This window comes from Streptomyces cyanogenus, assembly GCF_017526105.1.
Taxonomy (GTDB): Bacteria; Actinomycetota; Actinomycetes; order Streptomycetales; family Streptomycetaceae; genus Streptomyces; species Streptomyces cyanogenus.
The window spans coordinates 4,407,421-4,431,728 of sequence record NZ_CP071839.1 but is presented as its reverse complement, the minus strand read 5'-3'; the positions used below and the strand labels follow the sequence as shown (position 1 = coordinate 4,431,728).

The following is a 24,308-nucleotide window of genomic DNA, read 5'->3' as shown; positions in this document are numbered from 1 at the left end:
ATCCTTACCAGTCATCTCGGCGCGTGTCCTTTCGGGTGCCATTCCAAGCGATCTTGGCCCGACTGGGGAAGTTTTTTCTCTGCACAGCCGGTGGATCGTAAAGGAGCAGGTCAGAGGCTTGTTGACGGCTGGACCGAGGGCTTGTTCACAGGGCTTTCCACCGGGTCGTGCACAGGTTTCGCCGAGTTCTCCACAGCATCCGGGCGGTCGTCCACATGGCCTGTGGATAACCAGATTGGCTGACGGTGCCGACGGGCCTACGGTTGTCCGGCGCCCACTCCTTCCTCCGGCCCGGCAAGCGTGCTTCTTCCGGCCGGGGAATCGTCACAAATCCGACGCGCCAGAAGCGGAGTTGGGCCTCTCAGTTGTCAGTGTCGTGCCGTACAAAAGAGGACACGGCGAGGTCCGCCGTGCGGACGGGAGGAGGTGGCTCGGTGAGCATTTCCGAGCCCTTGGACGATCCGTGGGCCGACAGCGGGCCCAGCGATCGTCTGCCGGCCTCCCGTCGGCGCGGTGACGGCGGCCGGGGTCGTGACGAGCAGCACGACCGGGGCCGGGACAACGGGGCCTGGGACGGCGGAGGGTCGTCCTTCGAGCGGGTCCCGCCGCAGGACCTGGACGCCGAGCAGTCGGTCCTGGGCGGCATGCTGCTGTCCAAGGACGCCATCGCCGACGTCGTCGAGATCCTCAAGGGCCACGACTTCTACAAGCCCGCGCACGAGACGATCTACCAGGCCATCCTGGACGTCTACGCCAAGGGCGAGCCGGCCGACCCGATCACCATCGCCGCAGAACTCACCAAGCGCGGCGAGATCAACAAGGTCGGCGGCGCCGCGTATCTGCACAGCCTCGTCCAGACCGTGCCGACGGCGGCCAACGCCGAGTACTACGCGGAGATCGTCCACGAGCGGGCCGTCCTGCGCCGCCTGGTCGAAGCCGGTACCCGCATCACGCAGATGGGATACGCGGCCGACGGAGACGTGGACGAGATCGTCAACCGCGCCCAGGCCGAGATCTACGCCGTCACCGAGCAGCGCACCAGTGAGGACTACCTCCCGCTGGGCGACATCATGGAAGGTGCGCTCGACGAGATCGAGGCGATCGGCTCGCGCAGCGGCGAGATGACCGGCGTGCCCACCGGGTTCACCGACTTCGACTCGCTGACGAACGGCCTCCACCCGGGTCAGATGATCGTCATCGCGGCTCGTCCCGCCATGGGTAAGTCGACCCTCGCCCTGGACTTCGCGCGGGCCGCCTCCATCAAGAACAACCTCCCGAGCGTCATCTTCTCGCTCGAAATGGGCCGCAACGAGATCGCGATGCGTCTGCTGTCCGCCGAGGCCCGGGTCGCGCTGCACCACATGCGGTCCGGCACGATGACGGACGAGGACTGGACGCGGCTCGCCCGCCGGATGCCCGACGTGTCGGCCGCGCCGCTCTACATCGACGACTCCCCGAACCTGTCGATGATGGAGATCCGGGCCAAGTGCCGGCGCCTCAAGCAGCGCAACGACCTGAAGCTGGTCGTCATCGACTACCTCCAGCTGATGCAGTCCGGCGGCTCCAAGCGCGCCGAGAGCCGTCAGCAGGAGGTCTCGGACATGTCCCGAAACCTCAAGCTGCTCGCGAAGGAGCTGGAGATCCCGGTCATCGCGCTCTCCCAGCTCAACCGTGGCCCCGAGCAGCGCACCGACAAGAAGCCGATGGTCTCCGACCTGCGTGAGTCCGGCTCCATCGAGCAGGACGCCGACATGGTCATCCTGCTGCACCGCGAGGACGCCTATGAGAAGGAGTCCCCGCGCGCGGGCGAGGCCGACCTGATCGTCGCCAAGCACCGAAACGGTCCGACGGCCACCATCACGGTCGCGTTCCAGGGCCACTACTCCCGTTTCGTGGACATGGCCCAGACCTGACCCGCCGGGCACGGCCGAGCTGCCCGGCATATGGATTCGACGCCTGCCTCCGTACCAGATGGACTGGGCCCATGACGACAACTCAGGAAGCGCTGCTCCCCGGCACCCGTCGTGCCCTCCTGCACCGGATCGCCGTCGCACAGACCGAAGGACGGGCTCCGTCACTGGTCGCCGCCGTCGTACGGGACGGGCAGACCGTGTGGCACGGGGCGCGGACCTCGGTGGCCGGGCACGGACCGGACGAGAACGTGCAGTACCGGATCGGGTCCATCACCAAGACCTTCACCGCCGTCCTGGTGATGCGGCTTCGTGACGAGGGCGTGCTCGATCTCGGCGATCCGCTGGAGAAGCACCTGCCGGGCACCGGCGCGGGGGAGGCGACGATCGCGGAACTGCTCGCGCACACCGCGGGGTTGGCGGCAGAATCACCCGCGCCCTGGTGGGAACGGACGCCCGGATCCCTGAGGCCCGAGCTGAGCGACGTACTCGGAGAACAGCCCCTGCTGCATCCCGTCGGCCGGCGGCACCACTACTCCAATCCCGGCTACACCGTGCTCGGTGCCCTGGTGGAGGAGCTGCGCGGCGCCGCCTGGGAGGAGGTGCTGCGCCAGGAGATCCTGGAGCCGCTCGGCCTGCACCGGACGACCGTGCAGCCGGTCTCCCCGCACGCGGGAGGCTGGGCCGTGCATCCGTGGGCCGATGCGATGCTGCCCGAGCCGCTGGAGGACCTGGGCCGGATGGCGCCGGCCGGCCAGCTCTGGTCGACCACCGGGGACCTCGCGCGGTTCGCCGCGTTTCTGGCCCGAGGGGACGACCGGGTCCTGAGTGCCGAGTCGGTACGGGAGATGCGCACCCCGGCGGCGCCCGCCGAGACCGCCGACGTGCTGGACGGGGTCACCTATGGCCTGGGCATGCAGATCCAGCGCCGTGACGGCCGGCTGCTCGTCGGGCACTCCGGTTCACTGCCCGGCTTTCTGGCGAACCTGACCATCAGCGTGGAGGACGACGTGGCGGCGGTGGTGCTTGCCAACTGCACCAGCGGGCCGCTGCTGGGTGCCGTCGGAGCCGACCTCGTCCGCATCGTCGCGGAGGCGGAGCCACGCATCCCGGAGCCCTGGCGTCCACTGCGCGAGGTCGATCCGACGGTGCTGGAGCTGGTGGGGCAGTGGTACTGGGGCACGTACGGCTACGGCCTGCGCGCGACCACCGACGGCCTTCTCGCCCTGGCACCGCTGACCGGCGGCGGCCGTCGGGCCCGTTTCCGGGCGAACGGTGACGGCACCTGGACGGGCCTGGAGGGTTATTACGCCGGTGAGCTGCTGCGGCCCGTCCGGCGCCCGGACGGGTCAGTGAGCCACCTCGATCTCGGTTCGTTCGTTTTCACCCGGCAGCCGTACGACCCCGAGGCCCCGGTGCCCGGCGGCGTGGACCCGGAGGGATGGCGGGGCATCGGCTAGTCCACGGCTGCCCAGGGGTGCGTTTCACGTGAAACACACCCCTGCCCGGCGCTCCGGGTGCGCGGCGCCTCCGGTATGTCGTGGGTGCGGTAGACCGGAGGCCCGGGGTGCGGTCAGAGGCGCAGCTTGAAGCCTTCGTGGGAGGCGGTGAAGCCCAGCCGCTCATAGAAGCGGTGAGCGTCGGTGCGCGTCTTGTCGGACGTCAGCTGCACCATCCGGCAGTCGAGCGCCCGTGCCGTGTCGATCGTCCACTCGATCAGCCGGCTGCCCAGTCCGCTGCCGCGCTCGTCGGCGTGGATCCGCACGGCCTCGATGAGTGCGCGGGTGGCCCCCTTCTGGGAGAGCCCCGGGATGATCGTGAGCTGGAGGGTCCCGATCACGCGGCCTCCGCGCACGGCGACGACGACATGCTGGTTCGGGTCGGCGGCGAGGCGCTTGAATGCCGTCTCGTAGGGCGTCAGGTCGTCGGGGGACTCGCGCTGGGCACCAAGCGGATCGTCGGCGAGCATGGCGACGATCGCCGGCAGGTCGTCGGCGGTCGCGGCCCGAATTTCAAGATCGTCCATGCGTCGCACCCTATGCGGGCACGTTCAGGGACTCCACCACTCGGACCAGCGGGGCAAGTTCAGGGTTCTGGGCGGCGTCGTCCAGGGCCTCGCGCAGCGCGGCGTCGTTGGTGGGCCGTGCCTCTTCCAGCAGTCGCAGGCCCGCAGGCGTGACGTTGGTGTAGATGCCGCGCCGGTCGGTGGGGCACAGGTAGCGCTCCAGCAGGCCGCGGTCCTCCAGCCGGGTCACCAGGCGGGTGGTGGCGCTCTGGCTGAGCACGACCGCGTCGGCGACCTGCTTCATCTGCAGATGCCCGCCCTCGCCGTCGTGCTGCCTGCTGAGCACGTCCAGCAGCGAGTACTCGCGCACGCTCAGGTCGTGCTTGGCCTGCAGTGCGCGCTCGATGTGTGCCTCGATCCTTCCGTGCAGCGCAGAAAGGGCGCACCAGCCCTGGGCGAGAGCGGTGAGCGCGGGGTCTGTCGCTGTCATGGGGTCTCCTCCGTCCCGAGGGGCTGCATCACAAGGGTAGAGCACCACCGCAATAGTCGGCGCTTGCCATTAACCCGCGTCTGCAACTATTGTGAACGAACGCAAAGCGCTCCTGCAATCGTCTGGGAAGGGTGTACCCCCCTATGCCTCTCGCGCTTCTGGCCCTCGCGATCGGGGCCTTCGGAATCGGAACGACCGAGTTCGTGATCATGGGCTTGCTGCCCGAGGTCGCGGGTGACTTCGGGGTCTCCATCCCCACGGCGGGCCTGCTCGTGACCGGCTACGCGCTCGGCGTGGTCATCGGTGCCCCGCTGATGACCGTGCTCGGCACCAAGGTCCCGCGCAAGCGGATGCTGATGCTGCTGATGGGCCTCTTCATCATCGGGAACCTGGTCTCCGCAGTGGCCCCGGCCTTCGCGGTCATGCTGATCGGACGAGTGATCGCCTCGCTCGCTCACGGTGCCTTCTTCGGCATCGGCTCCGTCGTCGCGGCCGAGCTGGTCGCGCCCGAGAAGAAGGCCGGCGCCATCGCCATGATGTTCACCGGACTGACCGTCGCCAATGTCGTCGGCGTCCCGCTGGGCACGTTCGTCGGCCAGAGCGCCGGCTGGCGTGTCACCTTCGGCATCGTCGCAGCCCTCGGCGTCATCGGTCTCGCCGGTATCGCCAAGCTCGTGCCCGAGCTGCCGCGGCCGGAGGGCGTACACCTGCGGCACGAGCTGGCCGCCTTCAAGAACGCCCAGGTCCTGCTCGCCATGGCGATGACCGTTCTCGGCTTCGGCGGTGTCTTCGCGGCCATCACCTACATCGCGCCGATGATGACCCACATCGCCGGATTCGCCGACGGCTCGGTCACCTGGCTGCTGGTCCTGTTCGGCCTCGGTATGGTCGGCGGCAACCTCATCGGCGGCAAGTTCGCCGACCGCGCCCTGATGCCGATGCTGTACGTGTCCCTGGGCGCCCTGGCCGTCGTCCTGGCCCTCTTCACGCTCACTGCCCACAACAAGATCGCCGCCGCGGTGACCATCGCCCTGATCGGCGCCCTGGGCTTCGCCACCGTGCCGCCGCTGCAGAAGCGCGTCCTCGACCAGGCGCACGGCGCTCCGACCCTCGCCTCGGCCGTGAACATCGGCGCCTTCAACCTGGGCAACGCCCTGTCCGCCTGGCTCGGCGGCCTCGTGATCGCGGCCGGCTTCGGCTACACGTCCCCCAACTGGGTCGGCGCCGCCCTCGCCGCCGCCGCCCTGGTCCTCGCCTTCCTCTCGGCCGCCCTGGAGCGTCGCGACGGTGCGCACCGCGTCGTGGCCGCCTCCGGGACGCCGGCAGGGCAGCGGACGCCCGTCCACCACTGAGCGGGCGCCTCACCACCGGTACTGCACAGACGTCCGTGTCCGGGGCCTCCCGGTACGGAAAGCACCCACCACAGCACCACCTGAGGAGACAGCTCCATGAGCCCCACCGCCGTCACCCCGCTCACCACCGAGGACGCCGAACTTCTCGTCGCCACGGCCCGCCGGGCGGCCGAGGACGCCGGAGTCACCGTCAGCGTCACCGTCCTGGACGCCGGCGGCCACCTGCTCGCTTTCCGCCGGGACGACCGGGCCGTGCTGATCTCCGGCGAGACCAGCACCCGCAAGGCCTACACGGCCCTTCAGCTGAACGCCCCGACCGCCGATCTCGTCGACGCCGTCCAGCCCGGCGGTCTCTTCCACACGCTGCCCACGGCCCTCGACCGGCCCCTGCTGTTCATCGCGGGCGGTGTCCCGGTCCACCGAGACGGCCGGCTGATCGGTGCGATCGGTGTCGGTGGCGGTATGCCGGAGCAGGACCACGGCTTCGCCACCGCGGCCGTGCAGGCGCTCGCCTGAGCCCCAGCCCGGACCTCACGACGCCGGCCCCGCCGCTCGCAGCGGCGGGGCCGGCGTGCGTCACGGGAGGGTTCAGCCCGCGGCGACCGTGAGCGGTGCGAACCGCCGGGTCCAGTCACCCGGCAGGTCCGTGATGCCGTAGGTCATCACCGAGTTGAAGGCGACGGAGGCCAGCCCCCGCTTCTTCGCCCAGGTCAGCAGTTCTTCATGGCGCACGTCGATGTCGGTGCGCAGGGGCCGGTCCGTGTGGGCCGCCAGCGAGGTGATGAGTGCCTTGGCGGTCTCCGTGTCCCGGGCGATCAGCGGCCCGACGACATGGGTGTCCATGTTGGGCCACGCGGCCGTGTAACCGATGAGCCGGCCGTTCTCCTCGGCCACCCGCAGCTGATCGGCGAAGGCGGGCAGCCGGGTGATGAGGGGTGTCCGGTCGGTGCCGAACACTTCCTCGTCGAGGCGCAGGATCGAGGGCAGGTCCTCCGCGGTGGCGGCGCGCGTGACGACCGAGGACTTCGGCCCGCCCGGTGTGAAGCGGCCCATGAGCATCTCAGCCTGCCCCGTCACCTTGAAGCCCAGCTCCTCGTAGAGAGGCCGGCCGTACGGCGTGGCGTGCAGGGTCAGCGGGGTGGTCGCCATGGCCGACAGGACATGCCGCATCAGGCGGCGTCCGACGCCACGGCGGGCGTGGCGTTCGGCCACCAGCACCATGCCGATGGCGCCGAGATCCGGCCGCTGCCATGCGCCGTACTCCGTGACCACACATGCGGCGACGAGACCGCCCTCGGGGTCATCGATACCGAAGCCTTTCCCGGCCGAGAGGAGGAGGCCCCACTTGTGTTCCTCGCGTGGCCACCCCCGGTCTTCGGACAGGTCTGCGCACGCGGTGAGATCGCGAAGCGTCAGGCGGCGGATGGGCAGAGCGGCGAGGGAAGGAGTTGGCACGCAGGTCAGGCTGTCCGACCGGCACCCCCGCCGTCCACCCGTTTCGGTACAGACACAGGTGCTTTTGGCCATCTCCTGGCCAGGTGGACAACCCCTGGACAGCTGTGGGTGTTTCACGTGAAACATCGGCAGCCGACTAGCCTCGGGGCCATGGCGAGACTTCATCTCTTCGATCTCGACGGCACGTTGCTCCACGGCACCACCGCACCGGTGGAGATTTCCCGCCAGTTGGGGCTGGAGGCCGAGACGGTGGCCCTGGACCGTGCGATCGCGGAGGGACGGATCGGCCCGCCGGAATACGCGGCCCAGGTGTACGACCTGTGGGCGGATCTGACCGAGGCGCATGTGCGAGCCGCGTTCGAGGCGGCTCCCTGGCTGGCCCGGAGCGCGAGGTCTGGGCGCAGATCCGAAGCGCGGGCGAATACTGCGCGGTGGTATCCCTCTCGCCCTCCTTCTTCGTGGAACTCCTCCTCGACTGGGGTGCCCACGCGGCGCACGGTTCCCGTTTCCCGGCCGTGCCGTTCACCCAGCCTGTCGACCCGTCCGGGGTACTCAGCGCCGCGGCCAAGGTGACCATCGCGGACCGGCTCTGCACGGAGTTCGGCGTGTCCCGGGCCGACTGCGTCGCGTACGGCGACTCGTCGTCGGACAGGGAGCTGTTTGCCGTCGTACCGGTTTCCGTGGCGGTCAATGCCGATGCCCACCTGACCGGCCTCGCGACCCACTCCTATACGGGGCGGGACCTGTGGGACGCCTACGCATTGGTCGGCCCGGCCCGATAGCGCCGCCGGCGTGATCCGCACCGGCATCGACAGGCTTCGAGACATCGGGACCCGGTCGAGCCGCATACGGCACGACTCGATGGAGGACCTCCTCGTCGGCGTCGGTAGATCGCGCCTACCCCAGGTCGGGAGCGTGCATGGCGCGTACCCCCTCGATGTTCCCGTCCAGATAGTGACGAAGGGACAGCGGGACGAGATGCACGGAGGCGATGCCGACACGGGTGAACGGCACGCGGACGATCTCGTACTCACCGGCCGGCTCGTCCACTTCGGGACCGTGACGCAGGGACGGGTCCATGGACTCCAGCCGGCAGACGAAGAAGTGCTGAACCTTCACCCCGGTGGCGCCGCCGTCGTCACCGATGTGCTCCACCGTGTCCACGAAGCATGGCACCACATCTGTGATCTTGGCGCCGAGTTCTTCGTACACCTCCCGGTGCAGGGCGTCCACGACGGTCGAGTCCCCGGGTTCGACTCCGCCACCGGGGGTGACCCAGTAGGGATCGACGCCGGGCTTGGTGCGCTTGATCAGAATCAGGTCGTCACCGTCCAGGAGAACAGCACGGGCGGTGCGCTTGACCACGGGTCGGACGGTCATGGGAGAAATGTGGCCCGGCTGGTTCCACGTGAAACATCGCAAAGCGCCATGACATGAACGCAGGGCGTGCATGCCGCGGGGGTTCCAGCCCAAGCCGTGGCGGCGCGCAGAAGCCACTCGTGGGCCCGTGCGACAGGAGGCAGGGCGAGCATGCCGGTCCCGCACGACCGGGGGCGCACAGGTAACGGGGCAGTGCCGCCAGTCCGGCACCGGCGGTCGCACAGGAGAGCCCCGTCGAGCGCTTGGACGGCTTGGCGCAAGCAACGATCGCGGAGGCGTTTACCCGGCGGACTCGTCCAGGGCGCGCAGTACGTCGGCCACCAGGTCCTCGGGGTCCTCCGCGCCGACGGACATGCGGATGAAGCCCTCCGGGACGGCGTCCCCGCCCCAGCGGCGGCGGCGCTCGGCGGTGGACCGTACCCCGCCGAAGCTCGTCGCGTCCTCCACCAGGTGCAGGGCCGCGAGAAAACGCTCGGCACGCGCGCGCGTGGGCAGCGTGAAGGAGACGACGCAGCCGTAGCGGCGCATCTGCTGCGAGGCGATCTTGTGCGAGGGGTCGTCGGCCAGGCCCGGGTAACGCAGGTCGGAGACCTCGGGACGCTGTCGCAGTGCCTGCGCGACGGCGAGGGCGGTGGCGTTCTGCCGGTCGACGCGCAGGTGGAGGGTGGCGATGGACCGGTGCGCGAGCCAGGCCTCCATGGGCCCGGAGATCGCGCCGACGATCTTGCGCCAGCGGCGTACGGCGGCCATGGTCTCGGCGTCGCGGCCGGTGACGTAGCCCAGCAGGACATCGCCGTGCCCGGTGAGCTGCTTGGTGCCGCTGGCCACGGAGAAGTCGGCGCCCAGCTCCAGCGGACGCTGCCCGAGCGGGGTGGCGAGGGTGTTGTCGACGGCCACCAGGGCGCCCCGCGCGTGGGCGGCCTCCGCAAGCCGCCGGATGTCGCACACGTCGAGCCCGGGGTTCGACGGGGACTCGATCCACAGCAGCCGCGCTCCGTCGAGCACCTCCAGCTGCGCGTCACCGCCGGTCGGCGCGGTGCGCACCTCGATGCCGTACGCCTCCAGCTGGGCGCCGACCAGCGGCAGCACCTGGTAGCCGTCGGACGGCAGCACGACCGCGTCCCCCGCGCGCAGCTGCGAGAACAGCACGGCGGAGATCGCCGCCATGCCGGAGGCGAAGACCAGCGTCTCGGCGTCCTCCCGCCCGGGCGCCTCCAGCTCGCTGACGGCCCGCTCCAGCAGCGTCCAGGTCGGGTTGTCGTCGCGGCCGTACGAGTACGGGCCCGTCACCTCGCCGGGCAGGTGGAAGTGGGCGGCGAACACCGGCCCGGGCAGGGTCGGCTCGTGCTTGACCGGCTCGGGCAGCCCCGCCCTCACCACGCGCGTGCCGTCGCCGGGGCGGCTCTCGTCCTTCGTGGCGTCGCTCATGCGGCCCGTCCTTCCAGTTCTTCCCGTACGGCGGCGAGCAGACCGGTGCTCGCCGCCTCCACCATCTCAAGACACTCCTCGAAGCCGTCCCTGTCCCCGTAGTACGGGTCCGGTACGTCGAGGTCGTCGCCGGCGGCGGGGTCGAAGGAGCGGAGCAGCCGGATCTTGCGCGCGTCCTCCTCGGTGGGCGCCAGGCGGCGCAGCGCTCGGAGGTGGCCGGTGTCGAGGGCGATCACGAGGTCGAGGCGGGCGAACCACGACGGCAGGAACTGGCGGGCCGTGTGCTCGCTGTCGTAGCCGTGCTCCTCCAGGACCGAGACGGTGCGCGGATCGGCCGGATCGCCCTCGTGCCAGCCGCCCGTGCCGGCGCTGTCGGCCGCCACCAGGTCCTCCAGTCCGGCCTCCGCCACGCGCGCGCGGAAGACGGACTCGGCCATCGGGGAGCGGCAGATGTTGCCGGTGCACACGAAACAGACGCGGTAGGTCACGACGTGCTCAGTCCTCGTCGGGCAGGACGACGTGCAGCGCCCAGGAGACGACGGAGATGATCAGACCGCCGAGCACGGCCGTCCAGAATCCCTCCACATGGAAACTCAGATTGAGCTGACTGCACACCCAGGAGGTCAGTAGCAGCATCAGGGCGTTCACGACCAGGGTGATCAGACCCAGCGTCAGGATGAACAGCGGGAAGGTGAGCACCTTCACGATCGGCTTGACCAGCCAGTTGACCAAGCCGAAGATCAACGCGACGACGATCAGCGTGCCGGCCTTCTTGGCGGTGCTGTCACCGGTCAGGGTGATCTTGTCGAGCAGCCATACCGCGACCGCCAGGGCGCCCGCGTTGGCGATCGTCTTGACTAGGAAATTCTTCATGTGTCTGATCGTGGCAGACCCCGCGGGACAACGAGCAGTGAGGCGAGGACGGCAGCGGCGATGAAGGCTTTCCGGCTGGACGAACTGGAGGCGGAACGCGCCGCCAACGAGGGTGCCTACCTGCAGTTCCTGCGCGAGCGGAACATGTCGGTCGGCCTGTACGCGCTGAATGCGGGCGAGCACGACCCGCAGAAGCCGCACGGCCAGGACGAGGTGTACTTCGTGGTCAGCGGCCGGGCCTCGATCACGGTCGGTCTGGAGACGACCCAGGTGGCACGGGGAAGCGTCGTGTACGTGCCCGCGGGAGTCGCCCACAAGTTCCACCACATCAGCGAGGACCTCAGGGTGCTCGTGGTGTTCTCTCCGCCCGAGGCGTGAGACCGCGGCTCAGGGTTCCCTAGGGGACAGGTCAGGGGACGGCAAGGGATGCGAGGCCCCCGCGACGGCCCTCCGCGGCCCTAGCATCGAATGCGGAACATCGACACGTACGAGACGCAAAGGACGAGGCGATGCGAGAGATCTTCGCGGGGCTGCCGTGGTGGGTGAAGTGGGTCGCGGTGCCGATCATCGCCCTGGTCGTGTTCGGCGGCCTGATAGCGAGCGTGGTCCACTTCGTCATCGGCCTGCTGTTCAAGGCGCTGGTCTTCGTCGCCCTGGTGGGCGGACTCATCTACGTCGTGCGCAGGTTCATGGGGAGCTCGGCGTCCCGCAGCGACTGGTGAGGCGCCCGGTGGCAGGTCACCCATGACGGGATGACCGGTTCCCTCGGGGGAGGGAAGTTTCCCCGGGAGCCGTCTGTGCGCGGTGGCGGACGGTTAGAGTCCGGAACTCCCCACGGGGTCCGGCCCCGTGGGTGGCGCAGACCCCCTCCGTGCTTGTCCGCACGGGCTGCCCCCCTCGCGCTTCGGGAGTGACCCTTGGCCACGGTTGACACCGCACCGGCAGAACCCCACGCACCCCCCGCCCCACCGCGCTCCTGCGCGTCCCCGGTCCAGCGGGCCGTCCCCGTGGCCGTTCCCGGCCAGCCTCACGCCGCGGACGTCTCCGGTGCCCCGCAGCCCGCGGACCGATCCGGACCACCGCCCCGCGTCACCCGCCCGGGGCCGCCGGCGACCTCCGAGCCACCCGGCACGCTCATCGGATCCGTCCAGCGCGCCATGCGCCTGCTGGAGACGGTCGCCGCTCACGCCTACGGCGCCCCCGCCAAACAACTCGCCCGCGAGACCGGCCTCGCGCTGCCCACGACGTACCACCTGCTGCGCACCCTGGTGCACGAGGGTTATCTGCGCCGGGAGAAGGGGCTGTTCTTCCTCGGTGACGCGGCGGAGCGGCTGGGCTGCAGCGGAGCGCAGCAGAAACGTCGCAGCACGGTGGCGGACACGCTCGCGCACTGGCGCGATTCCATCGGTGTACCGATGTACTACGCGATGTACCGGGACGGCGAGATCGAGGTCATGTGCGTCTCCGCCTCCCGTCAGGCGCCCGCGGTGGAAGAGTGGGCGGACTTCCGCGAGACCGGCCACGCACACGCCATCGGCCAGTGCCTGCTCTCCCAGTTGGACGAGGACGCGCGGCGCGACCATCTCGCCCGGTATCCCGTGCAGCCGGTCACGCCGTACACCGTGCGGGACAACGACGCGCTGCTACGGCGGCTGGCCCGGACGCGGCGCATGGAACCGGTGGTCGAGCGTCAGGAGTACGCGGTCGGGACGGTCTGTGCGGCGGTCCCGTTCACGGCCGGGGCCACCGCGGCCACCCTGGCCATCTCGCTCCCCGCACACCAGGCCGACCGGCTGTTGCCCGCGGCCCATCGGCTCCAGGCGGAGATCGGGCGGCATCTGGGAGCGCTCGCCCTCTCTATCAGTATCTGAAAACTCACTCCTTGTGATCTCTTGTGCACGTTCAGCAAGATTTGACCACGGTCAGAGGGATCAATCCCGGCCAGTCGATGTCATATGACGGGGTAGGCGATGCGCGAGTCCGTACAGGCAGAAGTCATGATGAGCTTTCTCGTGTCGGAGGAGCTCTCCTTCCGCATCCCAGTGGAGTTGCGCTACGAGACCAGTGATCCCTATGCCGTGCGGCTGACCTTTCACCTGCCCGGTGATGCCCCGGTGACCTGGGCCTTCGGCCGGGAGCTGCTGATCGACGGGGTCGGCCGCCCGTGCGGGGAGGGGGACGTGCACATCGCCCCCACCGATGCCGAGGTGCTGGGCGAGGTGCTGATCCGGCTTCAGGTCGGCGGCGACCAGGCCCTGTTCCGCTCCTCGGCGCCACCGCTCGTGGCCTTCCTCGACCGCACGGACAAGCTCGTCCCTCTCGGTCAGGAGGGTGCGCTGGCCGACTTCGACGCGCATCTCGACGAGGCGCTGGACCGCATTCTGGCCGAGGAGCAGAGCGCCGGCTGAAGCGTCATCGGCACGGGACGGCGGGCGCTCCCGCCGTGCCGCACGGAACTGTGCAGGAACGCTTCTGCAGGGGACTCCCCGACGGAACCGAGGGGTACCGCCCGCGGTTGCCCGCGCCGCCCCAGGCCCTCCGTCCTCACCGCTTCCGGCGTCGGCCCCGGCCGCCCCGTGCCGGCGCGGGCTGGGCCCCTGCGGGTCCCGCGGCGTCCGGGCCGGACCGGTCCGCCGACACGACGAGGGCGGCCAGGGCGGTGGTGACCGGGACGGAGGCGACCAGACCGATCGAGCCCACCAGCGTGCGCACGATCTCCTCGGCCACCAGCTCGCTGTTGGCCACGGTCCCGACGCTGCTCTGAGCGATCGAGAACAGCAGCAGCAACGGCAGTGCCGCACCGGCGTAGGCGAGGACGAGGGTGTTGACCACGGAGGCGATGTGGTCGCGGCCGATGCGTATGCCCGCCCGGTACAGGCCGCGCCAGCCCATCGACGGATTCGCCTCGTGCAGCTCCCAGACGGCCGAGGTCTGAGTCACGGTCACGTCGTCCAGGACGCCGAGCGAACCGATGATGACGCCGGCCAGCAGCAGACCGCTCATGTCGATCGACGGATACAGGCCGTGGATCAGGCCGGTGTTGTCGTCGGTGTTGCCGGTCAGCGCCGCCCAGCCGATGAAGAGCGAGCCCAGCACACCGATCAGCGACAGCGAGATCAGCGTGCCGAGCACGGCCACCGACGTACGCGCCGACAGGCCGTGGCACATGTACAGGGCGATCAGCATGATGGCGCTCGACCCCACCACGGCCACCACCAGCGGGTTCGCCCCCTCCAGGATCGCCGGCAGGATGAACAGCGTCAGCACCAGGAAGCTCACGGCCAGGGCGACCAGCGCCATGACACCCCGCAGCCGGCCCACCACGACGACGGCCACCGCGAAGATGCCCGCGAGCAGAGCCATGGGGAACTTGCGGTCCACATCGGTCACCGAATACTGCAGCTCCCTGGGGGCCGAGGGCTCGTAGGCGACCACGACCTTCTCGCCCTGGTGCAGCTGCCGTGTCTGGTCCGGCTGCACGATCTCGGTGAACGTACGGCCCTTGTCCTTGCCGGTGTCGACGCGGACGGTCGCCTTCTTGCAGGTGCCGTCGGCCTGTTGCTGCGCCGACGTGCCCTCGGCGGTGGAGGGGTCGCCGGTCGGGGCGCCACCGGAGGCGTTCACCGACTTGCAGCCGACCTCGACGACCCGGGTGACCGTGGCCTGCTGGGCCTGCCGGTCGAAACCGACACCCGTGCGCTTGTGGGAGGGGGCCGTCCCCGGCCAGAGCACCACGAGACCGACCAGGACCGCCGCCGTGAAGGGCACCAGGATCGCCGCGATGACCTTGCGCAGGTGCTTGGACACGGGGGCGGCGGGTCCGTGGCTGTGACTGTGGCCGTGCGCGTGGCCGTTGCCGTGCGCGTGACCCTGGCCGTTCGAGTGACTGGTGCCGTTCGGGTGGCCGTGCGCAGGAGCGGCAACACGGCTGCCTTCACGGACTCCGCTGCCGTGTGCGACGCCCTCGTCCGTGCCGTCTCGGCGGTGCGGCTCGGGCGGCTGATAGGGGTACTGCTCCATCCTGGTCACCGCCCGATCATCGCAAGAACGGTGGGGGCCCACTGTTCACCGCGCCACACATGACGCTAGCGTGGAGGCACCTTTGCACACGCGGGAGCTCGGAGCACCGGGCTGAGAGGGCGCTGACCTCCGTACACGCGATGTTTCACGTGGAACAACCGATGTTCCACAGGAAGCGTCGACAGACGGACACCGCTGCGTCGACCGCCGAACCTGTTACCGGGTAATGCCGGCGTAGGGAGTAGGTCTCATGACCAACAAGGACGCACGCACGCCTGCCTCCGTTCAGAGCGAGACGTCGCAGGAGGCCGGGAAGTCCATCGGCTGGCACAAGGCGTATGTCGAGGGCTCGCGCTCCGACCTGCGCGTGCCGGTTCGTCAGGTGCACCTCACCAACGGGCAGTCGGTCACGTTGTACGACACATCAGGCCCGTACACCGATCCGCTCGTCGACACGGACGTCCGCCGGGGCCTGCCGCCGCTGCGGGAGAACTGGATCATCGCCCGCGGGGACACCGAGGAGTACGCGGGCCGTCCGGTCCGTCCCGAGGACGACGGGATCAAGCACACCTCGCCGCGTGGCGGGCTGCGCAACCTGGACGCGGTGTTCCCGGGACGCCCGCGCCAGCCGCGCCGCGGTCGCGACGGCCAGGCGGTGACGCAGCTCGCGTACGCGCGCCGCGGCGAGATCACGCCCGAGATGGAGTACGTGGCCATCCGGGAGAACGTCTCCCCCGAGGTGGTCCGCGAGGAGATCGCGGCGGGCCGGGCCGTGCTGCCGGCCAACGTCAACCACCCGGAGATCGAGCCGATGATCATCGGCAAGCGGTTCCTGGTGAAGGTGAACGCCAACATCGGCAACTCCGCGGTGACGTCCTCCATCGAGGAGGAGGTCGAGAAGATGACCTGGGCGACCCGCTGGGGCGCCGACACGGTCATGGACCTGTCCACCGGCCGCAACATCCACACCACCCGCGAGTGGGTCCTGCGCAACTCCCCCGTCCCCATCGGCACGGTGCCGCTCTACCAGGCCCTGGAGAAGGTCGACGGCAAGGCCGAGGAACTGACCTGGGAGATCTACAAGGACACCGTCATCGAGCAGGCCGAGCAGGGCGTGGACTACATGACCGTCCACGCGGGCGTCCGGCTGGCGTACGTCCCGCTCACCGCCAACCGCAAGACCGGCATCGTCTCCCGCGGCGGCTCGATCATGGCCGCGTGGTGCCTGGCGCACCACAAGGAATCGTTCCTGTACGAGAACTTCGAGGAGCTGTGCGAGATCCTCGCCGCCTACGACGTCACGTACTCGCTGGGCGACGGCCTGCGGCCGGGGTCGATCGCGGACGCCAACGACGAGGCACAGTTCGCGGAGTTGCGGACGCTCGGGGAACTCAACCGGATCGCCAAGCGTTTCAACGTACAGACCATGATCGAGGGCCCGGGACACGTCCCGATGCACAAGATCAAGGAGAACATCGACCTTCAGCAGGAGATCTGTGATGAAGCTCCGTTCTATACGCTCGGCCCGCTGACCACGGACGTCGCGCCGGCGTACGACCACATCACCTCCGGCATCGGTGCCGCGATGATCGCCTGGTGGGGCACGGCGATGCTCTGCTACGTCACGCCCAAGGAGCACCTGGGCCTGCCCAACCGGGACGACGTCAAGACCGGCGTCATCACCTACAAGATCGCCGCACACGCGGCGGACCTCGCCAAGGGCCACCCCGGTGCGCAGGAGTGGGACGACGCACTGTCCGACGCCCGCTTCGAGTTCCGGTGGGAGGACCAGTTCAACCTCGCCCTGGACCCTGACACGGCACGGGAGTTCCACGACGAGACGCTGCCGGCCGAGCCCGCCAAGACGGCTCACTTCTGCTCCATGTGCGGCCCGAAGTTCTGCAGCATGAAGATCTCGCAGGACATCCGGCGTGAGCACGGTGGCAGTCGTACCGAGATCGAGGAGGGCATGGCCCAGAAGTCGAAGGAGTTCGCCGAGGCGGGGAACCGGGTGTACCTGCCGATCGCGGACTGAGACCGGGTGCCAGGAGGCCGCGTCTCCGCGCCGCCGTCAGGCGGGGCGCGAGGCGCGGACTCCGCGTCGGCACGGGTCAGGGACCAGGACGATTGCCCGGTGGTGCGCTTGGCCTCGATGGCGCACCGTGTTCCTGACCGTGTTCCCGCGTGTGGAGCAGCGACAAGCCGGGTCACTCGGGCTGGTGCTCGGGGCCGCCGAAGTCCGGGCTCGTGTAGTCCGGGCTGGTGAAGCTGGGGCGGCCGGAGCCGGTGCCGTCGTCGGGGCTGCTGAAGCCGGGGCGGTCGTAGCCCAGGCGCGGTATGCGGCCGGTCGGTGCCGGCGGAGCCGGGTGGCGCACGGTGGTCGTGCCGGGCTCGGCGAGTGCCTCCTGGAGAAAGGGCAGGATGCCGCGCTCCAGCAGGGCGTCCCGCCACGCCTCCCGGGCCCTGGCCAGCTCCTCGTGGGCCGCGTCCCGGGCCTGGTCGTCCGCCGGGTTGCTGTTGCGCAGGGCGGTGAGCAGCAGTCCCACGGCGGCGACGAGGATCGCCGCCGCGGTGATGGCGCCGAACACCCAGCCGGTGGTGAGCAGGGTCCGGGCGAGGGTGTGCCCGGGGTCCAGCATCTTCAGGATGTAGCCGACGAGCAGGAAGATCACCGCGGCGGTTCCGGAGAGGACCGGAGCCAGGACGGCGATGACCGCGATGGCGCCCGCGCCGGTGCTCTCTGCGGCTTCGCCGAGGGTGGTGGCCAGACCCGTGCCCGAACCGTCGTCCGCCACATCGGAGTTGTCGGCGGTGGGCGGGACGGACAGCGCGGGGTGGCGCAGTTCGTCGCGGAGATTGACGTAGTGCTGGTACTCGGCCGCCGCGGCTGCCGTGATCAGGGCGGAGGCGCTGAGGGCCATGGTGCGCAGTTGTTCGAGGTTGAGGCGCTGGCCGACGGCGGTCAGTTCCGGTCGGTGCGGTGCGGAGCGCAGCGCCTCATCGAGGAGCCGCTCGAATTCCTGGCGGTCCTCGCTCTGCAGGTGCTGCGGAACGCTGTTCATGTGCATCCCCCGATGCTCCGTAGGGCTTGGGGCTCGCACGCCGGCGAGCCGTCGGGCAGAAACGGAGGGGAGCCTGCTACGGATAAGCCGATGGTAGAGCCGTGACGGCGCGCGTTGACAGGGGATTGCCGGAAATTGCGTCCTTGCCTGCGCGTACGCGGGCAGGGAACGCCCGCCCGTCGAACGGTCAGATATCCAGGGGAAGTTGCTGGACCAGCAGCTTTCCGGCCATGGTGACGCCGCCGTCCATGGCGATGGCCAGCCCGTCGGCGTAGATGTGCGGTCCCTCGACGACCGGGCCGGTGCTCTCCTCGCCGTCCTCGGAGCCGACCTCGCCGAGGAGGTAGGGAATGGGGCTGTGCCCGTGAACGACCCGGGTGCCGCCGTACGTATCGAGGAGGGAGCGCACGGCATCGGCGCCGCCCTCGTCCCGGAAGGAGAAGCGCTTGGTGAACTTGCGGAACAGGTCCCAGACCTCGTCGGCGTCGTTGCGGGTCAGCGTCTCGCGGACGGTGTCGTTGACCGCCTCGATGGAGTCGCCGTAGTCGAGGTAGGCGGTGGTGTCGGAGTGGAGCAGTAGATAGCCGTCGACCTCCTCCACGGCGTCGAGGCGGGCCATCCACTGCAGGTGGTGGTCCTGGAGGCGGTCCATGTCGGTCTTCTGGCCGCCGTTGAGCAGCCAGGCCGCCTGGAAGGTGGCGGTGCCCGCACCGGAGTTCACGGGGGTGTCGCCGAACCGTTTGGCGCCGAGCAGCAGCAGCTCGTGGTTGCCCATCAGGGCCTTGCAGTAGCCGCCGGCCGCCGCGGCCTCGGCGGACAGCCGCATGACCAGGTCGATGACGCCGATGCCGTCCGGGCCGCGGTCGGTGAAGTCGCCGAGGAACCACAGCCGGGCGGTGCCGGCGCACCACTGGCCCGAGGCGTCGATCAGCCCCTGCTCCTGCAGGGCGGCCACCAGCTCGTCCAGGTAGCCGTGGACGTCACCGACGACGTAGAGGGGCCCGGGTCCGGGCGCGGGCTGCGGCGCCGGGGCGGCGGCGGGGGCGGGCTCGACGGGGACCTGCAGGGTGTCGCCGCGGTTGATGACGGGCAGGTCGCGCTGGGTGGGTGTGTAGCCCTCGGGGTACGCCTCGTCGGAGGGCGGGACGACGTCGCCGGGGTGGATGCCGCGGACGTACGGACCGGTCTCATGGACGTACGCGGGCACCCGGAAGTCGCGCAGCGTCGCCGTCCGCTCCGCCTCGGGTCCCTGACCGGCCCCCTGAGTCATCAGACCCCTCCACCATCGCGCCGCATCTGCACCGCTTCGGACTGCCTGGTCGCAGCGGTCCGCGGTGTCGTGGGCCCATCATAGGAATGCGCGTCGCGCCGTGTGATGACCCAGGGGTGGTGAATCGGAACAAGACTCCGGTTCACCGCGGCTTTCGCCCCGTTTGGGCAGATGTTCGACCGGCTGTCGGCCGATCGGGGCGCCGACCGCCCGATGTCACGTCCTGCCGGCCTCTGTCGACGGGTTGCCTCCCGGTGTCCTCGCCGCGCCGGCCGGGCTTCGAGCCGGCAGGCGCGGCAGCCCGCGCTAGGCGTCGTCCGGTGTGCGCGGGGGGCTGACCGTCGTGCGCGGAGACCGCCGCTGGGAGGAGGTGCGCACGATCAGCTCCGTCGGTATCACCTGCTCGACCGTGTGGTCGGACTCGACGCCCTCGATGGCGTCGATGAGGAGCTGGACGACGGCGGTGCCGATGCGGCGCGGCTTCAGGGAGAGCGTGCTGATGGGCGGCTCGGTGCTGGCGTACACGGTGGACTCGCTGCAGCAGACCAGCAGCAGGTCGTCGGGGACGCGCAGGCCGTAGCGGCGGGCTGCGGCGAGCAGGTCGGTGCCGTTGGGGTCGAACAGGCCGTAGACCGCGTCGGGCCGGTCGGGGCGGGCGAGCAGCCGGTCGGCGGCGACGGCGCCGGCGCACGGGTCGTGCGCCGGGTAGGCCTCGTAGACCGGGTCCTGCCCGACGCGTTCGCACCAGCGCAGGTAGGCGGTGGTCGACAGGTGGGTGTAGGTGTCCGTCGTGGTGCCCGTGAGCAGGCCGATGCGGCGGGCGCCGGCGTCGGCGAGGTGGTCGAGGATGCCGAGGACGGCGGCCTCGTGGTCGTTGTCGACCCAGGCGGTGACGGGCAGGGAGCCGGCCGGGCGGCCGTCGGAGACGACCGGCAGGCCCTGCCGGACGAGTTCGCTGACCACCGGGTCCTGGTCGGAGGGGTCGATGACGACCGTGCCGTCCAGGGCGACGTTGGACCAGACGTCATGGCGGGAGGTCGCGGGCAGGATGACGAGGGCGTAGCCGCGGGCGAGCGCGGCCGAGGTGGCGGCCCGGGCCATCTCGGCGAAGTACGCGAACTCCGTGAAGGTGAAAGGTTCATCCCCGTACGTCGTCACGGTCAGGCCGATCAGTCCCGACTTGCCGGTACGGAGGGTGCGGGCGGCGGCCGAGGGCCGGTACCCCAGTCGGTCGGCGACCTCGCGGACATGGCGCCGGGTGGCATCCGGGAGCCGGCCCTTGCCGTTGAGGGCGTCGGACACGGTCGTGATGGAGACCCCGGCGGCGGCAACGTCTCTGATGCCCGCCCGGCCCGGCCGGCTGCCTCGACGTGAGGTTTCCGCGCGGCTCACCTGGTGCTTCCCTGCTGCTGTCATGGCGAGCCGATAGTAGGGCTCATGAGGTGGGGTAGTGCGGACGCATATGCACGCATTGACAGGCACGTTTCTGCATGGTCATTGGACGTCAACTGCCTTGGAAATCAAGGTAGTTGAACGATCCAATGGTAAGACGTTACCTGTCGACGCGGATGGGCCTGCCAAGTGCCCGATGTCTCGATGAGGTCTCAACTCACCCTCACGAGGGACGCGCGCCACGGCGCAAGCCACGGGCGCATAGATATATGTACGGCGCGCCCCCCGAAACGTACGCCTTCGTGCGGCGATGCCCCTGATGCCGGTGGTGGGCGTGGGATTCACCACTCCCCGGGACGGTGCCCGCGCTTCCGGGTGTCCCGCACCTGTACGCAGCGGGGCCGAATCCTCTTAAGGTGAGGAGTATTGGAAGCCGGTGGTGTCGACGGGCCGCCGGTGGTCGCGAGGAGGACTGCGGTGAGCGAGACGAGCCCCAAGCTGCGCGCCGAGCTGGAGGGTATCCCCACCTACAAGCCGGGCAAGCCGGCCGCGACCGGCGGCCCGGTCGCCTACAAGCTGTCCTCCAACGAGAACCCGTACCCGCCGCTGCCCGGTGTGCTGGAGAGCGTGACCGCGGCGGCCTGCGACTTCAACCGCTACCCGGACATGGCCTGCACCGGGCTGATGAACGAGCTGTCCGACCGCTTCGGTGTGCCGCTCTCCCACCTGGCGACCGGCACCGGTTCGGTGGGTGTCGCCCAGCAGCTCATCCAGGCCACCAGCGGTCCCGGCGACGAGGTGATCTACGCCTGGCGGTCGTTCGAGGCGTACCCGATCATCACGCAGATCAGCGGCGCCCGCTCGGTGCAGGTGCCGCTGACGCCGGGTGACGTGCACGATCTGGACGCGATGGCGGACGCGATCACCGACCGGACGCGGCTGATCTTCGTCTGCAACCCCAACAACCCGACCGGCACGGTGGTGCGGCGGGCCGAGCTGGAGCGGTTCCTCGACCGGGTGCCCGGTGATGTGCTGGTGGTGCTGGACGAGGCCTACCGGGAGTTCATCCGCGACCCCGAGGTGCCCGACGGTGTCGAGCTGTACCGTCAGCGCCCCAACGTCTGCGTCCTGCGGACCTTCTCCAAGGCGTACGGGCTGGCCGGGCTGCGCGTCGGTTTCGCGATCGCGCACGAGCCGGTGGCGGCGGCGTTGCGCAAGACGGCGGTGCCGTTCGGGGTGAGCCAGCTGGCGCAGGAGGCGGCGATCGCCTCTCTGCGGGCCGAGGACGCGTTGCTGGGCCGGGTCGGCTCGCTGGTGTGCGAGCGCACGCGCGTGGTCGACGCGCTGCGGGCCCAGGGCTGGACGGTGCCGGAGACGCAGGCCAACTTCGTGTGGCTGCGGCTGGGGGAGCGTACGGTCCCGTTCGTACAGGCCTGTGAGGAGCACGGTGTGGTGATCCGGCCGTTCCCGGGGGAGGGTGTGCGGGTCACGGTCGGCGAGGCCGAGGCGAACGACATCTTCCTGAAGGTGGCCGAGGGATTCCGCAAGGAGATCTAGCTCGGCAGCAGCTCTACTCCTCGATCAGCTCCACTCGGACGGGGTCGCCGTCCCGTACGGTCGACAGGAGGCCGGCGTCCCCGTCCACGCTGCCGAGGATGTTGCACGGGCTCGCGAGGCGGCACTCCACGCCTTGCGAGATCGGCGTGGGGCCGTAGGGGAGGGCGAGTGCGTCGCCGTCCGTCCAGAAGGCCACCGTGCCTGGTTCCACGACCTGCCGGGCGTCCGTTTCACGTGAAACAGAGACGCCTGTGTCGAAATACACCTCCTCCCCCCAGGTGCGCGCGGTCGCAGCGAGGGGCAGTGCCCTGGCGAGGGCCTGGGTGGTCGGGGTGTCTGCGTCGAGGGTCGCGGTGAGGTGCCCCGCGGGCCAGGAGATGCGTATCTGCATGGCGCGCAATTCAACAAGATGTTGAAGTCGCTGCCAAGGTCTTGACGGGAAGGCGAAGGGGGACCCCCCTTCCGCGGCCGAAAATCAGTGCGTCATAATGGCTTGTGAATGTGAACGCGTTCACAAGCTCGGTCCCGTTTGCTCCGTATGTGTGCAGCAAAAGGGGCAAACCGCCGCTGTACCACGGCGTAGTAAGGAGAGTGACGACGTGGACCTGGCTTTGGCGCCGGAGACACTGGCGCGCTGGCAGTTCGGCATCACCACCGTCTACCACTTCTTGTTCGTTCCACTGACGATCTCCCTGGCCGCCCTCACGGCCGGGCTGCAGACGGCCTGGGTGCGCACGGAGAAGGAGAAGTACCTCAGGGCGACGAAGTTCTGGGGCAAGCTCTTCCTGATCAACATCGCGATGGGCGTGGTCACCGGCATCGTGCAGGAGTTCCAGTTCGGCATGAACTGGTCGGACTACTCGCGCTTCGTCGGTGACATCTTCGGTGCCCCGCTCGCGTTCGAGGCGTTGATCGCGTTCTTCTTCGAGTCCACCTTCATCGGTCTGTGGATCTTCGGCTGGGACAAGCTGCCCAAGAAGATCCACCTGGCCTGCATCTGGATGGTCTCGATCGGCACGATCCTGTCGGCGTACTTCATCCTCGCGGCCAACTCCTGGATGCAGCACCCGGTCGGCTACAAGATCGACAAGGTGAAGGGGCGGGCCGAGCTGACCGACTTCTGGGCCGTACTGACCCAGAACACCGCCCTCAGCCAGGCCTTCCACACCCTCTCCGCGGCCTTCCTGACCGGTGGCGCCTTCATGGTGGGCATCTCCGCCTACCACCTGGCCCGCAGGAAGCACATACGCGAGATGAAGACCTCGCTGCGGCTCGGCCTGATCACCGTGGTCATCGCCGGTCTGCTCACCGCGGTCAGCGGCGACACCCTCGGCAAGGTGATGTTCAAGCAGCAGCCGATGAAGATGGCCGCCGCCGAGGCGCTGTGGGACGGCCAGAAGCCGGCGCCGTTCTCGATCTTCGCCTACGGCGATGTGGACAAGGGCCACAACACCGTGGCCATCGAGATCCCGGGCGTACTGTCCTTCCTCGCCAACGACGACTTCACCTCGTACGTGCCCGGCATCAACGACGTCGACAAGGCCGAGCAGCAGAAGTTCGGGCCCGGCGACTACCGGCCCAACATCCCGGTCGCCTTCTGGGGCTTCCGCTGGATGATCGGCTTCGGCATGGCCTCCTTCGCCATCGGCCTGGCCGGGCTCTGGCTGACCCGCAGGAAGTTCATGCTGCCGCAGCACCTGCGGGTCGGTGACGACGAGGTGCCACACCTGGTGCTGTTCAAGAACAAGGCGCTCAGCCCGAAGCTCACCCCCTGGTACTGGCGCATCGCGACGTGGACCCTGGCCTTCCCGCTGATCGCCAACTCCTGGGGCTGGATCTTCACCGAGATGGGCCGGCAGCCGTGGGTCGTCTACGGCGTCCTGCGGACCCGGGACGCGGTCTCCCCCGGTGTCTCCCAGGGCGAGGTCCTCACCTCGATGACCGTGTTCACCGCGCTGTACGCGATCCTCGCCGTGGTCGAGGTCAAGCTGCTCGCGAAGTACGTCAAGGCCGGCCCGCCCGAGCTGACCGAGGCCGACCTCAATCCGCCCACGAAGATCGGCGGCGACACCAGTGACGCCGACAAGCCGATGGCCTTCTCGTACTAGGCCGAG

The 24,308-nt window shown here is 69.6% G+C and carries 23 protein-coding genes and 1 pseudogene; 12 read left to right on the top strand and 12 right to left on the bottom strand.

The features are described 5' to 3' along the window. The first annotated feature begins 434 nt into the window (after positions 1–434). Both dnaB and S1361_RS19965 read left to right on the top strand, forming a co-directional pair. Positions 435–1,913 (top strand): replicative DNA helicase, encoded by a 1,479-nt coding sequence (gene dnaB / locus S1361_RS19970; RefSeq protein ID WP_208033177.1) that lies wholly within the window; start codon positions 435–437, stop codon positions 1,911–1,913. A 71-nt stretch (positions 1,914–1,984) separates the two neighbouring features. Continuing rightward, positions 1,985–3,370 carry a serine hydrolase domain-containing protein gene (locus tag S1361_RS19965; RefSeq protein ID WP_208033176.1) on the top strand — a complete coding sequence of 462 codons (1,386 nt, stop codon included), beginning with the start codon at positions 1,985–1,987 and terminating at the stop codon, positions 3,368–3,370. A 113-nt stretch (positions 3,371–3,483) separates the two neighbouring features. Here the strand turns inward: S1361_RS19965 and S1361_RS19960 are convergent, their stop codons facing one another. Both S1361_RS19960 and S1361_RS19955 read right to left on the bottom strand, forming a co-directional pair. After that, the gene (locus tag S1361_RS19960) at positions 3,484–3,936 is read right to left on the bottom strand and encodes a GNAT family N-acetyltransferase (RefSeq protein WP_208033175.1); all 453 of its coding nucleotides are present in this window, start codon (positions 3,934–3,936) and stop codon (positions 3,484–3,486) included. A gap of 10 nt (positions 3,937–3,946) precedes the next feature. Beyond that, complete coding sequence (locus tag S1361_RS19955; RefSeq protein ID WP_208033174.1) at positions 3,947–4,405, bottom strand: MarR family winged helix-turn-helix transcriptional regulator; 459 nt, start codon at positions 4,403–4,405, stop codon at positions 3,947–3,949. A 143-nt stretch (positions 4,406–4,548) separates the two neighbouring features. On the opposite strand from S1361_RS19955, the gene S1361_RS19950 reads away from it, so the two are divergent. Together S1361_RS19950 and S1361_RS19945 are read left to right on the top strand one after the other, a co-directional pair. Then, entirely contained in the window at positions 4,549–5,757 is a 1,209-nt protein-coding gene (locus tag S1361_RS19950) for an MFS transporter (protein ID WP_208033173.1), read from the top strand. A gap of 96 nt (positions 5,758–5,853) precedes the next feature. Continuing rightward, positions 5,854–6,273 carry a GlcG/HbpS family heme-binding protein gene (locus S1361_RS19945; protein WP_208033172.1) on the top strand — a complete coding sequence of 140 codons (420 nt, stop codon included), beginning with the start codon at positions 5,854–5,856 and terminating at the stop codon, positions 6,271–6,273. A gap of 72 nt (positions 6,274–6,345) precedes the next feature. Here the strand turns inward: S1361_RS19945 and S1361_RS19940 are convergent, their stop codons facing one another. After that, on the bottom strand, positions 6,346–7,212 hold the full coding sequence (locus S1361_RS19940; RefSeq protein ID WP_208033171.1) for a GNAT family N-acetyltransferase: 867 nt from the start codon (positions 7,210–7,212) through the stop codon (positions 6,346–6,348). 150 nt (positions 7,213–7,362) lie between these two features. Here S1361_RS19940 and S1361_RS19935 point away from each other — a divergent pair. After that, positions 7,363–7,994 (top strand): annotated as a pseudogene (locus S1361_RS19935) (HAD family hydrolase). Between the two features lie 115 nt (positions 7,995–8,109). Here the strand turns inward: S1361_RS19935 and S1361_RS19930 are convergent. The 4 genes from S1361_RS19930 to S1361_RS19915 form a co-directional block, all read right to left on the bottom strand. Then, positions 8,110–8,592, bottom strand: coding sequence for an NUDIX hydrolase (locus S1361_RS19930; RefSeq protein ID WP_208033170.1), 483 nt, complete (start codon positions 8,590–8,592; stop codon positions 8,110–8,112). Positions 8,593–8,871: 279 nt separating this feature from the next. Further along, complete coding sequence (locus S1361_RS19925; protein ID WP_208033169.1) at positions 8,872–10,020, bottom strand: cystathionine gamma-lyase; 1,149 nt, start codon at positions 10,018–10,020, stop codon at positions 8,872–8,874. Further along, positions 10,017–10,508 (bottom strand): low molecular weight protein-tyrosine-phosphatase, encoded by a 492-nt coding sequence (locus S1361_RS19920; protein WP_208033168.1) that lies wholly within the window; start codon positions 10,506–10,508, stop codon positions 10,017–10,019. Before S1361_RS19920 ends, S1361_RS19925 begins: the two co-directional genes overlap by 4 nt. Positions 10,509–10,515: 7 nt before the next feature. Beyond that, positions 10,516–10,893, bottom strand: coding sequence for a phage holin family protein (locus S1361_RS19915; RefSeq protein ID WP_208033167.1), 378 nt, complete (start codon positions 10,891–10,893; stop codon positions 10,516–10,518). 60 nt (positions 10,894–10,953) lie between these two features. Here S1361_RS19915 and S1361_RS19910 point away from each other — a divergent pair, with 60 nt between their 5' ends. The 4 genes from S1361_RS19910 (at position 10,954) to S1361_RS19895 (ending at position 13,301) form a co-directional block, all read left to right on the top strand. Continuing rightward, on the top strand, positions 10,954–11,271 hold the full coding sequence (locus S1361_RS19910) for a cupin domain-containing protein (protein WP_208033166.1): 318 nt from the start codon (positions 10,954–10,956) through the stop codon (positions 11,269–11,271). A gap of 131 nt (positions 11,272–11,402) precedes the next feature. Beyond that, positions 11,403–11,615 (top strand): DUF5326 family protein, encoded by a 213-nt coding sequence (locus tag S1361_RS19905; protein ID WP_208033165.1) that lies wholly within the window; start codon positions 11,403–11,405, stop codon positions 11,613–11,615. Between the two features lie 414 nt (positions 11,616–12,029). Then, complete coding sequence (locus S1361_RS19900; protein WP_425088039.1) at positions 12,030–12,764, top strand: IclR family transcriptional regulator; 735 nt, start codon at positions 12,030–12,032, stop codon at positions 12,762–12,764. A 99-nt stretch (positions 12,765–12,863) separates the two neighbouring features. Continuing rightward, positions 12,864–13,301: an SsgA family sporulation/cell division regulator gene (locus S1361_RS19895; RefSeq protein WP_190046215.1), complete on the top strand. Its 438-nt coding sequence runs from the start codon at positions 12,864–12,866 to the stop codon at positions 13,299–13,301. A 136-nt stretch (positions 13,302–13,437) separates the two neighbouring features. On the opposite strand, the gene S1361_RS19890 is transcribed toward S1361_RS19895, so the two are convergent. Beyond that, on the bottom strand, positions 13,438–14,913 hold the full coding sequence (locus tag S1361_RS19890; RefSeq protein WP_208036686.1) for a YibE/F family protein: 1,476 nt from the start codon (positions 14,911–14,913) through the stop codon (positions 13,438–13,440). A 250-nt stretch (positions 14,914–15,163) separates the two neighbouring features. On the opposite strand from S1361_RS19890, the gene thiC reads away from it, so the two are divergent. After that, positions 15,164–16,948, top strand: coding sequence for a phosphomethylpyrimidine synthase ThiC (gene thiC, locus S1361_RS19885; protein ID WP_243769232.1), 1,785 nt, complete (start codon positions 15,164–15,166; stop codon positions 16,946–16,948). Between the two features lie 172 nt (positions 16,949–17,120). Here the strand turns inward: thiC and S1361_RS19880 are convergent, their stop codons facing one another. The 3 genes from S1361_RS19880 to S1361_RS19870 all read right to left on the bottom strand — a co-directional run bounded on the left by S1361_RS19880 (position 17,121) and on the right by S1361_RS19870 (position 20,661). Continuing rightward, positions 17,121–17,981 carry a hypothetical protein gene (locus S1361_RS19880; protein ID WP_208033163.1) on the bottom strand — a complete coding sequence of 287 codons (861 nt, stop codon included), beginning with the start codon at positions 17,979–17,981 and terminating at the stop codon, positions 17,121–17,123. Between the two features lie 181 nt (positions 17,982–18,162). Then, positions 18,163–19,245, bottom strand: a complete 1,083-nt coding sequence (locus S1361_RS19875; RefSeq protein ID WP_208033162.1) for a metallophosphoesterase — start codon at positions 19,243–19,245, stop codon at positions 18,163–18,165. A 306-nt stretch (positions 19,246–19,551) separates the two neighbouring features. Then, the gene (locus tag S1361_RS19870; protein ID WP_208033161.1) at positions 19,552–20,661 is read right to left on the bottom strand and encodes a LacI family DNA-binding transcriptional regulator; all 1,110 of its coding nucleotides are present in this window, start codon (positions 20,659–20,661) and stop codon (positions 19,552–19,554) included. Positions 20,662–21,114: 453 nt separating this feature from the next. Here S1361_RS19870 and hisC point away from each other — a divergent pair, with 453 nt between their 5' ends. Further along, on the top strand, positions 21,115–22,194 hold the full coding sequence (gene hisC / locus S1361_RS19865; protein ID WP_208033160.1) for a histidinol-phosphate transaminase: 1,080 nt from the start codon (positions 21,115–21,117) through the stop codon (positions 22,192–22,194). A gap of 13 nt (positions 22,195–22,207) precedes the next feature. Here the strand turns inward: hisC and S1361_RS19860 are convergent, their stop codons facing one another. Then, positions 22,208–22,585 carry a cyclophilin-like fold protein gene (locus S1361_RS19860; RefSeq protein ID WP_208033159.1) on the bottom strand — a complete coding sequence of 126 codons (378 nt, stop codon included), beginning with the start codon at positions 22,583–22,585 and terminating at the stop codon, positions 22,208–22,210. A 208-nt stretch (positions 22,586–22,793) separates the two neighbouring features. Here S1361_RS19860 and S1361_RS19855 point away from each other — a divergent pair, with 208 nt between their 5' ends. After that, the gene (locus S1361_RS19855) at positions 22,794–24,302 is read left to right on the top strand and encodes a cytochrome ubiquinol oxidase subunit I (protein WP_208033158.1); all 1,509 of its coding nucleotides are present in this window, start codon (positions 22,794–22,796) and stop codon (positions 24,300–24,302) included. The last annotated feature ends 6 nt before the right edge of the window (positions 24,303–24,308 follow it).